The organism is Pseudomonas sp. GW821-FHT09E12 (assembly GCF_059416085.1).
The window spans coordinates 669652-680491 of sequence record NZ_JBWKOM010000005.1 but is presented as its reverse complement, the minus strand read 5'-3'; the positions used below and the strand labels follow the sequence as shown (position 1 = coordinate 680491).

The window sequence follows — 10840 nt, the reverse complement described above, 5'->3', positions numbered from 1 at the left end:
TGTCGAAAACCGCGTAACTCGTTGAATCTCAAGGAGTTTTCCGTTTCGACTGCGCCGGAAGTGGGGCGAATTATAGAGAGATATAATTCGCCGTCAACACCTATTTTCAGTTTTATTCGGATTTAAGCGTAATACGTGCAAAAGCCTTCTTTCCGGCCTGGCAAACATGAGTCGATCCGACAGCCCATATAAAGGAACGCTCAACAACCTCACCATCTACACGCACACCACCCGAGCCGAGCAGGTCACGCGCCATTGCCGAGTTCTTTACCAAGCCCGCCTTATTAAGGACAGCCGCGATCGGCATGTCTTCAGCAGCAGTCAGCTCGATCTCAGGCAGATCATCCGGCAGCTCACCATCCTTCATGCGGTTGCCCGCAGCACGATGAGCATTCGCTGCAGCTTCCTCGCCATGGAAACGCGCAACGATTTCTTCAGCCAGCTTGATCTTGATATCCCGCGGATTCGCACCCGCCTCGACATCTGCCTTAAAGGAAAGAATCTCATCCATGGAGCGGAAGCTCAGCAGCTCGAAGTAACGCCACATCAACGCATCAGGAATGGAGACCAGCTTGCTATACATAACACCCGGCGCTTCCTGGATACCTACATAGTTACCCAGAGACTTGGACATCTTCTTGACGCCGTCCAACCCCTCGAGCAACGGCATCGTCAGAATGCACTGAGCCTCTTGACCATAACCGCGCTGCAGCTCACGCCCCATCAACAGATTGAACTTCTGATCAGTACCGCCCAACTCCACATCGGCACGCAGCGCCACCGAGTCATAACCCTGAACCAGCGGATAGAGAAACTCGTGAATGGCAATGGGTTGATTGGTGGAATAGCGCTTGTCGAAGTCGTCACGCTCGAGCATGCGAGCAACGGTGTACTGGGAAGTCAGGCGAATGAAGTCCGCAGGTCCCATCTTGTCCATCCAGGTGGAGTTGAAGGCCACCTCGGTTTTCGCCGGGTCGAGAATCTTGAACACCTGGCTCTTGTAGGTCTCGGCATTTTCGAGGACCTGCTCGCGAGTCAGTGGCGGACGAGTTGCGCTCTTGCCACTCGGATCACCGATCATCCCAGTGAAGTCGCCGATCAGGAAGATCACCTGATGACCCAGATCCTGGAACTGGCGCAGCTTATTAATAAGCACGGTATGACCCAGGTGCAAATCCGGCGCCGTTGGGTCGAAGCCAGCCTTAATGCGCAGCGGCTGGCCGCGCTTGAGCTTTTCGATCAACTCGGACTCGACCAACAACTCTTCTGCACCACGTTTGATCAGCGCTAGCTGCTCTTCAACCGACTTCATAACAGACCCGCAAGGCTCAGATTCAAAGGGAACCAACCATACAAGATCAGCGCCCAATTACAAGTTTTGCCCGGCGTACGGATGGCTTTCCGCGAACAGGAGGTCCGCAGGCTTGCTTAACAGATGATTTGGTTATATTTTATACAGTTATTTCATCTTCATCATGTCATTCATCTTTTCCAATTCATCTTTTTCAAAGTCAAAATTACTTATGACCACAGAACCGCCTAAAGCCCCGCCGCTTTATCCGAAGACCCACCTGCTCGCCGCAAGTGGTATCGCCGCCCTCCTCAGCCTGGCACTCCTGGTATTCCCTTCCAGCGATGTAGAAGCCAAAAGAACAACTCTGAGCCTCGACCTGGAAAGCCCGGCCGAGCAACTGACACAAGATCAAGACGCCGCAGACGCCGCACAAGCCACAAATGAAGCCGTAGCGTCCCCGTTCGTACAAATCGAAAACAGCCCCGAAGACACTGCGAAAACCACTGAAACCGCTCAAGAGCAGCCTGCTCCGGCCGTGGCGGAAGAAAAGAAGGCAGCGAATCACAGGGAAGTCATTGTTGCCAAGGGCGACACCCTTTCCACGCTATTCGAGAAGGTCGGCCTACCTGCCACTTCGGTGCATGACGTGTTGGCCAGCGACAAGCAAGCCAAGCAGTTCACCCAGTTGAAGCGCGGCCAGAAACTTGAGTTCGAACTGGGTCCGGACGGCCAGTTGAACAATCTGCACAGCAAGGTCAATGACCTGGAAAGCATCACCCTGACCAAAGGGCCAAAAGGCTTCGCCTTCAGCCGTATCACCGCCAAGCCCATGGTGCGCACGGCCTACGTTCATGGCGTGATCAACAGCTCGCTGTCGCAATCCGCAGCACGTGCCGGCCTGTCTCACAGTCTGACGATGGACATGGCCAACGTCTTTGGCTACGACATCGACTTCGCCCAGGATATTCGCCCCGGTGACGAGTTCGACGTGATCTACGAACAGACCGTCGTCAATGGTAAAGCCGTGGGTACCCGCAACATTCTCTCCGCCCGCTTCACCAACCGTGGCAAGACCTACACCGCGGTGCGCTACACCAACAAACAAGGCATGAGCAGTTATTACACCGCTGATGGCAATAGCATGCGCAAGGCCTTTATCCGTACGCCGGTGGACTTCGCACGTATCAGTTCGCGCTTCTCCATGGGCCGCAAACACCCGATCCTGAACAAGATCCGCGCTCACAAAGGCGTCGACTACGCAGCCCCTCGCGGTACGCCAATCAAGGCAGCCGGCGATGGCAAGGTGCTCCTGGCCGGGCGTCGTGGCGGATACGGCAACACCGTGATCATCCAGCACGGCAATGCTTACCGCACGCTGTACGGCCATATGCAAGGCTTCGCCAAAGGCGTCAAGACCGGCGGAACCGTCAAGCAGGGCCAGGTGATCGGCTACATCGGCACCACCGGGCTTTCCACGGGCCCGCATTTGCATTACGAGTTCCAGGTCAACGGCGTTCACGTCGATCCACTGGGCCAGAAGCTGCCAATGGCCGATCCGATCGCCAAAGCGGAACGCGCACGCTTCCTGCAACAAAGCCAGCCACTGATGGCGCGGATGGATCAGGAAAAAGCCACCCTGCTCGCTTCGAACAAGCGTTAAGCATGGTGCTCTATATAGGTGTGATGTCCGGGACCAGTCTTGATGGCCTGGATATCGCGCTCATCGAGCAAACACCGGCGATCAGGCTGATCGCCACGCATTACATTCCTATGCCTGAATCCCTGCGCGCCGAGCTGCTTGGCTTGTGCGCCAGCGGTCCCGATGAAATCGCCCGCTCCGCCATCGCCCAGCAAAACTGGGTAAAACTGGCCGCCCAGGGTATTCATAGCCTACTTGCCCAACAGAAACTGAAACCCGCAGACATCCGCGCCATTGGCAGTCATGGCCAGACCATCCGCCATGAGCCCGCTCGCGGCTTCACGGTCCAGATCGGCAACCCGGCATTACTGACAGAGCTGACTGGAGTCACGGTGGTCAGCGACTTCCGCAGCCGCGACGTCGCCGCCGGCGGCCAGGGCGCTCCACTGGTACCGGCCTTTCATGAAGCGCTCTTTGATCAAAGCTGCGGCAAGCGCGCGGTCCTCAATGTCGGCGGCTTCAGCAACCTGAGCCTGATCGAGAGCAACAAGCCGGTTGCCGGCTTCGACTGCGGCCCGGGTAACGTCCTGCTGGATGCCTGGATCAATGCCCAGCGTGGAGAAAACTACGATCGCGACGGCCAATGGGCTGCCAGCGGTCAGGTTGAGCCGCTGCTGCTGAACGCGCTGCTCAGCGACCCATTCTTTGCCACTCAAGGCCCGAAGAGTACGGGTCGCGAGGTATTCAACCTGGAGTGGCTACAGGAGCATCTGGCTCGCCTGCCAGCCTTGCCCCCCGAAAACGTGCAGGCAACGCTCCTGGAGCTGACCGCGCTGACCATCGTCGAGTCGCTGCAGGTGGCGCAGACCGATACCCAGGAGCTGCTGGTCTGCGGTGGCGGCGCTCACAACTCGGCCTTGATGAATCGCCTGTCCAGCCTGCTGCCTAACACCAAGGTCAGCAGTACCGCCACCCACGGCGTTGATCCGGACTGGGTTGAAGCCATGGCATTCGCCTGGCTGGCCCACTGCTGCCTGGAAGGCATAGCCGCCAACCGCCCAAGTGTCACCGGCGCCCGCGGCTTGCGTGTCCTGGGCGCGATCTACCCCGCCTGATCGCCAGACAGCAAAACGCCGCAGAGCCCGAAAGCCCTGCGGCGCTTGGTAAAACCTTATTCAGCGATCAGATCGAGAACGAAGAACCACAACCGCAGGTGGTCGTGGCATTCGGGTTCTTGATCACGAAACGCGAACCTTCCAGACCTTCCTGATAATCCACCTCGGCACCCGCCAGGTACTGGAAGCTCATCGGATCGACCACCAGGCTGACGCCTTCGCGCTCGACGATGGTGTCGTCATCCGCGACTTCTTCATCGAAAGTGAAGCCGTACTGAAACCCTGAACAACCGCCGCCCGTAACGAATACGCGCAGCTTCAAGCGATCATTACCCTCTTCATCGACCAGGCTCTTCACCTTGTGCGCGGCACCGTGGGTGAATTGCAAAGCCGTGGGGGTGAAGGATTCGACGCTCATGCTGACTATCTCCCGGCGTTACGCCGCCATAATGCGTGATGACTTGCATTATCCGCTTCTCCCAGAAAAGCGGTCAACTATTGTTACGGTATATCAATAAGCCCAGGGCTTACCGCAAAAATGCAAAAAGGCCCGTAACGGGCCTTTTGCTGAAGCAGGCAGACGCCTTAAGGCAGCATGCCGGCGTGGGACAGGCCCAGACGCTCGTCCAGACCGAACAGGATGTTCAGGTTCTGTACGGCCTGGCCCGACGCGCCTTTGACCAGGTTGTCGATCACCGACAACACGACCACCAGATCGCCATCCTGCGGACGGTGCACGGCAATCCGGCATACGTTGGCGCCCCGCACGCTGCGGGTTTCCGGATGGCTGCCCGCCGGCATCACATCCACGAACGGCTCGTTGGTATAACGTTTCTCGAACAGCGCCTGCAGGTCTACCGACTTGTCCACAACAGTGGCATAGAGCGTCGAGTGAATACCACGGATCATCGGCGTCAGGTGCGGCACGAACGTCAGGCCGACATCCTTGCCCGCCGCACGGCGCAGGCCCTGGCGAATCTCCGGCAGGTGACGATGACCTTTGACCGCATAGGCCTTCATGCTTTCCGAGGTCTCGGAGTACAGGGAACCGACGCTGGCGCCCCGACCCGCGCCGCTGACACCCGACTTGCAGTCGGCGATCAGCCGCGAAGTATCGACCAGCCCAGCCTCCAGCAATGGCAGGAAGCCGAGCTGGGTTGCGGTCGGGTAGCAACCCGGAACAGCGATCAGGCGGGCCTTCTTGATCTGTTCGCGATTGACCTCCGGCAGGCCATAGACGGCTTCGTCGAGCAACCCAGGGGCCCCATGGGGCTGGCCGTACCACTTGGCCCACTCATCGGCGTCCTGCAGACGGAAGTCCGCCGACAGGTCGATGACCTTGGTACCGGCAGTCAGCAGCTCACCCGCCAGGGCATGGGCAACACCGTGCGGAGTCGCGAAGAACACCACATCGCAGGCACCGAGGGTCTTGATGTCCGGAACGCTGAATACCAGGCCGTCATAGTGGCCTCGCAGGTTCGGGTACATATCGGCAACGGCAAGGCCCGCCTCGGATCGGGAAGTGATGACCACCACTTCAGCCTGCGGATGCTGTGCCAACAGACGCAGCAGTTCGACACCGGTGTAACCCGTGCCGCCGACGATACCGACCTTGACCATAAACCTGCCCTCAACGAACCCACTGGAAAGCCGTCGATGATAGGGGCCGAAAGACCCTGCGACAACCGTCAAGGTGACGTGCGGACACTCCTGCCACTACTATCTTCGCTACCGTGAACCTGGGAATAACCGAAATGCTCTATCTGTGGCTCAAAGCCTTTCACATCGTCAGTCTGGTCTGTTGGTTTGCCGGACTGTTCTACTTGCCGCGCCTGTTCGTTTATCACGCTCAAAGCGAAGACACGATCAGCAAGGAACGCTTCAGCATCATGGAGCGCAAGCTGTACCGCGGGATCATGGGGCCGGCGATGATTGCCACGCTGATTTTCGGTATCTGGCTGCTGAGCCTGAACCCCAGCGCCTACTTCGGCCAGGGCGGCTGGATGCATGCCAAGCTGACCCTGGTGGTCATCCTGATTGGCTACCACCATATGTGCGGCGCCCAGGTGAAGCGTTTTGCCCGTGGCGAAAACACCCGCAGCCATGTCTTTTACCGCTGGTTCAATGAAGTGCCAGTTCTGGTATTGCTGGCTATCGTAATTCTGGTCGTCGTCCGGCCGTTCTAATTCCTACTAGCCGTTCATTATTCGGGGTACTTCCAATGTCGCTGCCCGCTCTGCTCGAACAACGCTTGCGCCTGCCTGTCGTGGCCGCGCCGATGTTCCTGATTTCCAATCCACAACTGGTTCTGGCGTGCTGCCGCAATGGTGTGGTCGGCAGTTTCCCTGCCCTCAACCAGCGTGAAAGCAGTGGCTTCAAAGCCTGGCTGGAAGAAATCGAAGCAGGCCTTGCGACCCTGGAAAACCCTGCGCCCTATGCCGTCAATTTGATCGTGCATCACAGCAACCCACGCCTGAACGCCGACCTGGCGATCTGCATCGAACACAAGGTGCCTATCGTCATCACCAGCCTGGGCGCGGTGAAGGAACTGGTCGATGCGGTGCATGCTTATGGAGGCCTGGTCTTCCATGACGTCACCACCCGGCGCCACGCGGAAAAAGCCGCCGAGGCCGGGGTCGATGGCCTGATCGCCGTAGCCGCCGGCGCCGGTGGCCACGCCGGGACCTGGAGCCCGTTCTCCCTGATCGCCGAAATCCGCCAGTTCTTCGACAAGACGCTGCTGCTGGCTGGCTGCCTGAACCACGGCCACGAGATCCTCGCCGCACAGTTGCTCGGCGCCGACCTCGCCTACTTCGGCACGCGTTTTATCGGCACCACGGAAAGCCATGCACCGGAGGCCTACAAGGAGATGCTGCTGAGCGCCAAGGCCGCCGACATTGTGCACACCGCGGCAGTCTCCGGGGTTCCGGCAAGCTTCATGCGCCAAAGCCTGGAAAACGCAGGCTTCGACCTTGCCGCCCTGCAGGGCAAAGGCGAAGTCAACTTCGGCTCGAAACTCAAGCCGCTCAGCGACGAAGCCAAAGCCTGGAAAACCGTGTGGTCCGCCGGACAAGGCGTCGGTGAAATCGATGACTTACCGAGCGTCGATCAACTGGTCGCCCGTCTGGACGCCGAATACCGTGCCGCGCAGGAACTGGCCGCCCGGCTACCGCAACGCTGGCCGCGCTGAATCGCTGATGTTTTTTGGCCAGCAACGGACGGCTGGCCTTAAACTATCGCCTTGCGAAAGCCCTCTCTATATAGCCGACAAGGACGCCCTGCATGAGCCAAGACCGTTTCAAGATCGTATTTGACGGGGCTCTGCTTCCGGGTGTCGACATCGAACATGCCAAGCAGAAAATCGCCAAGCTGTTCAAAAGCGATATCGCCGCGATCGAGCCTCTGTTCAAGGGACAAAACATCACCCTCAAGCGCGACCTCTCCCAACAGGACGCGGACATTTATCTCGCTGCGCTGAACCAGGCCGGGATCGCCCCACGCATCGAACCGGATCTTGCCCCAGGCGCCAGCCAACCTGCACCTCAGCCTGCTCCCCCAGCACCAGCACCCGCCCCTTCGCCTTCTGTAGCCTCACCCCAGGCAGAACCCAGCATGACGAATGACTGGCAACGCCCGGCCCCTACGCCGACGCCAGACCCCATGGCCGGCGCGGGTACTTCGCCCTACACCCCGCCTCAAGCCACAGTGGGCGATCCCCTTCCCGAGTTTGGCGAGCTGAAGTTCTACACCGTCGATGGACGCATCGGGCGCCTGCGCTATCTCGCCTGGACCCTGGTGCTGATCCTGCTGACTACCCTGGCCGGCGGCTTCCTGACCGCGGCTCTGGTCGGCAACAGCCTGCAATTGACGGGAATGATCTTCCTCGGCGTCGTAGCACTGGCCTTCGCCTATCTGAACATCACCATTTCCGTTCAGCGCCTGCATGACCTGGGCTGGTCGGGTTGGCTCTGGCTGCTGAATTTGCTGCCTTTTGTGTACGCAGTGTTTCCGCTGCTACTGGCGATCCTGCCGGGCAACACCGACGCCAATCGTTACGGCGCGCCGCCTCCGCCAAACAGCGGAGCGGTCAAGGGGCTTGCCGCGCTGTGGATAATCGTTTTGCTGCTGTCCTTCATCGGTGGTCTCAGCTCGGTCTAGGGCGCCCAGAAACAGGAGCAGTGAAAGCAGCAAGCCCGCCCCGGCCACCTGTAGACTATCGGATTGAATTAACGCGCCGCTGCCTGGGACTTTTCCCCACAGGCAACCGGCCGTTGCAATGGAGAACCGCATGACCCGTTACGCTCTGATCACCGGCGCCTCCAGCGGCATAGGCCTGGCCCTGGCCGAAGCGCTGGCCCGGCGCGGCCGCAGCCTGATCCTGGTGGCCCGTCAGCGTGATCAGCTGGAAAGCATCGCCATCGAGTTGACCCAACGCTTTGGTGTGGAGGTGCTGTTCCGAGCCTGCGACCTGTCCGAGCCTTTGCGGCTTTCGGGTTTCCTGCTGGAGCTGGAGGAAGGCGACCGGCAGATCGATCTATTGGTGAACTGCGCCGGCATCGGCACCTGCGGCCCCTTCCTCGCCCAGGACTGGATGACCGAGCAGGACCTGATCGAAGTGAATATTCTGGCCCTTACCCGGCTGTGCCATGCCCTAGGCAACAGCATGGCCTTGCAGGGCGGCGGGCAGATTCTCAACGTCGCCTCGATCGCTGGCTTCTATCCCGGCCCCTGGATGAGCACCTACTACGCCAGCAAGGCCTATGTGCTGCACTTCTCCGAAGGCCTGCGCGAAGAGCTGAAAAACAATGCAGTGAAGGTTTCCGTGCTCTGCCCCGGCCCGACCCGCACCGGTTTCTTTGATACCGCCCAGTTGAACACCAGCAAGCTTAACGACAGCAAACTGCTGATGAGCCCGGAGGAAGTCGCGCTGTACACCGTGCGCGCACTGGACAAGAATCGCGCCATTATCATCCCCGGCCGCCGCAACCGCTGGTTTGCGTTCAGCCCGCGCCTGGGTTCGCGCTGGCTGACCCGCAAGATTTCCGGCGCCGTCAACAAAGCCTATTGCCCGCGCTGACCTGGCAACCATCTAAGGCTGGGCGCACTCGGCTTGCCTGAGTACACTCAGCCCGGACCAACACAACGGAGAAACAGCTGTGGATACTCTGTTCACCAAGATCATCAACCGGGAAATACCGGCGAAGATCATCTATGAGGACGACCAGGTTCTGGCCTTCCACGATATCGCCCCACAGGCCCCCGTGCATTTCCTGGTAGTTCCGAAAAAGCCGGTACGCACCCTCAATGACCTGACCGAAGACGACAAGCTGCTGGCCGGACATATCCTGTTCACCGCCCAGCGCCTGGCCAGGGAGCTGGGCTGCGAAGAAGGCTTCCGGGTCGTCATGAACTGCAATGAGCTCGGCGGCCAGACCGTGTATCACATTCACATGCACGTTCTGGGTCAGCGCCAGATGCACTGGCCGCCGGGCTGATCCCCATCCAGAATGCGCGACAGCACACTTCTCGCCCGCTTTTGCCGAGAGTGTGCTGATCCAGCGCAGGCCTCAGCCCATCGATTGGGGTAAACTGGCCGCCGTGATTCTTCCCGGAGGTAAGCATGACCACCCAACGTCACTACTCGCCGATTGACCGTCTACTGCTGCAGGCAGATGCGGCAATGCGTACCTTGCTGCCCTTCAGCGGCCAGCCTTATCGCCCTTCCCCTGCCATCGTGCAGCCGGACGTGCAGATGAGCGAAGAGGACACCAAGCATGTCGCCGGCCTGATGCGCATCAACCATACCGGCGAAGTCTGCGCCCAGGCGCTGTACCAGGGCCAGGCACTGACCGCCAAGCTGCCGCAAGTGCGCGCAGCCATGGAGCATGCCGCGGAAGAAGAAATCGATCACCTGGTCTGGTGCGAGCAACGCATTCACCAACTGGGTAGCCACACCAGCGTGCTCAACCCACTGTTTTATGGCATGTCGTTCGGCATCGGCGCAGTGGCCGGGCTGATCAGCGACAAGGTTAGCCTGGGTTTCGTGGCCGCCACTGAAGATCAGGTGTGCAAACACCTCAACGAACACCTTGAGCAATTGCCGGCCGAGGACGAAAAATCCCGGGCGATTCTCGAGCAGATGCGCATCGACGAAGAACAACACGCCGAAAGCGCCCTGGACGCGGGCGGATTCCGCTTCCCGGCGCCGGTAAAATTCGGCATGAGCCTACTGGCCAAGGTCATGACCAAAAGCACTTACCGGATCTGAGCGATACAAATCGCAGGCAAAAAAAGGGCGCTTTTTCAGCGCCCTTTCTTTTGCCGCGAATTCAGAAGGGTTGAATGGCGACTCAACCGAGCTCGACGATTTCGTAATCGTGAGTGATGGCAACCCCGGCCGTACCGAGCATGATCGATGCCGAGCAGTATTTTTCCGCCGACAGCTCGATGGCGCGCTTGACCTGGGCTTCTTTCAACCCGCGGCCCTTGACCACGAAGTGCATGTGGATCTTGGTGAAGACCTTGGGATCCTCTGTCGCACGCTCGGCGTCGAGGAAGGCTTCGCAACTTTCGACAGCCTGGCGGGATTTCTTCAGGATGCTGACCACGTCGAAGTTGCTGCAACCGCCTACGCCGAGCAGGAGCATTTCCATCGGGCGCACGCCCAGGTTACGACCACCGGCTTCCGGCGGGCCATCCATTACCACCACATGACCGCTGCCCGATTCCCCGAGGAACATGGCTTCGCCAGCCCATTGGATGCGTGCCTTCATCGCCAAGACTCCACTGCTA

The 10840-nt window shown here is 59.4% G+C and carries 12 protein-coding genes; 8 read left to right on the top strand and 4 right to left on the bottom strand.

The genetic code is table 11. From position 1 onward, the window contains the following. Positions 1–112 precede the first annotated feature (112 nt). Entirely contained in the window at positions 113–1312 is a 1200-nt protein-coding gene (gene tyrS, locus AC07PQ_RS18235; RefSeq protein WP_493186012.1) for a tyrosine--tRNA ligase, read from the bottom strand. Between the two features lie 211 nt (positions 1313–1523). On the opposite strand from tyrS, the gene AC07PQ_RS18230 reads away from it, so the two are divergent. Next, entirely contained in the window at positions 1524–2954 is a 1431-nt protein-coding gene (locus tag AC07PQ_RS18230) for a peptidoglycan DD-metalloendopeptidase family protein (protein ID WP_493186015.1), read from the top strand. A gap of 2 nt (positions 2955–2956) precedes the next feature. Beyond that, positions 2957–4048 (top strand): anhydro-N-acetylmuramic acid kinase, encoded by a 1092-nt coding sequence (locus tag AC07PQ_RS18225; protein WP_493186011.1) that lies wholly within the window; start codon positions 2957–2959, stop codon positions 4046–4048. Between the two features lie 67 nt (positions 4049–4115). Here the strand turns inward: AC07PQ_RS18225 and erpA are convergent, their stop codons facing one another. Continuing rightward, entirely contained in the window at positions 4116–4466 is a 351-nt protein-coding gene (erpA, locus tag AC07PQ_RS18220) for an iron-sulfur cluster insertion protein ErpA (protein WP_007906865.1), read from the bottom strand. Positions 4467–4633: 167 nt separating this feature from the next. Next, the gene (gene argC, locus AC07PQ_RS18215) at positions 4634–5668 is read right to left on the bottom strand and encodes an N-acetyl-gamma-glutamyl-phosphate reductase (RefSeq protein WP_493186010.1); all 1035 of its coding nucleotides are present in this window, start codon (positions 5666–5668) and stop codon (positions 4634–4636) included. Between the two features lie 134 nt (positions 5669–5802). On the opposite strand from argC, the gene hemJ reads away from it, so the two are divergent. The 6 genes from hemJ (at position 5803) to coq7 (ending at position 10316) form a co-directional block, all read left to right on the top strand. Further along, positions 5803–6234, top strand: a complete 432-nt coding sequence (gene hemJ / locus AC07PQ_RS18210) for a protoporphyrinogen oxidase HemJ (protein ID WP_007930191.1) — start codon at positions 5803–5805, stop codon at positions 6232–6234. Positions 6235–6269: 35 nt separating this feature from the next. Further along, positions 6270–7238, top strand: a complete 969-nt coding sequence (locus AC07PQ_RS18205; protein ID WP_009051135.1) for an NAD(P)H-dependent flavin oxidoreductase — start codon at positions 6270–6272, stop codon at positions 7236–7238. A gap of 92 nt (positions 7239–7330) precedes the next feature. After that, positions 7331–8206 (top strand): DUF805 domain-containing protein, encoded by an 876-nt coding sequence (locus tag AC07PQ_RS18200; RefSeq protein ID WP_493186009.1) that lies wholly within the window; start codon positions 7331–7333, stop codon positions 8204–8206. Between the two features lie 130 nt (positions 8207–8336). Further along, on the top strand, positions 8337–9125 hold the full coding sequence (locus tag AC07PQ_RS18195; RefSeq protein ID WP_007930181.1) for an SDR family NAD(P)-dependent oxidoreductase: 789 nt from the start codon (positions 8337–8339) through the stop codon (positions 9123–9125). 79 nt (positions 9126–9204) lie between these two features. Further along, on the top strand, positions 9205–9543 hold the full coding sequence (locus tag AC07PQ_RS18190; RefSeq protein WP_007930180.1) for a histidine triad nucleotide-binding protein: 339 nt from the start codon (positions 9205–9207) through the stop codon (positions 9541–9543). Positions 9544–9668: 125 nt separating this feature from the next. Then, positions 9669–10316, top strand: coding sequence for a 2-polyprenyl-3-methyl-6-methoxy-1,4-benzoquinone monooxygenase (coq7, locus tag AC07PQ_RS18185; protein ID WP_007930179.1), 648 nt, complete (start codon positions 9669–9671; stop codon positions 10314–10316). Positions 10317–10398: 82 nt separating this feature from the next. On the opposite strand, the gene AC07PQ_RS18180 is transcribed toward coq7, so the two are convergent. After that, positions 10399–10821, bottom strand: coding sequence for an OsmC family protein (locus tag AC07PQ_RS18180; protein WP_007930176.1), 423 nt, complete (start codon positions 10819–10821; stop codon positions 10399–10401). Between the last annotated feature and the right edge of the window lie 19 nt (positions 10822–10840).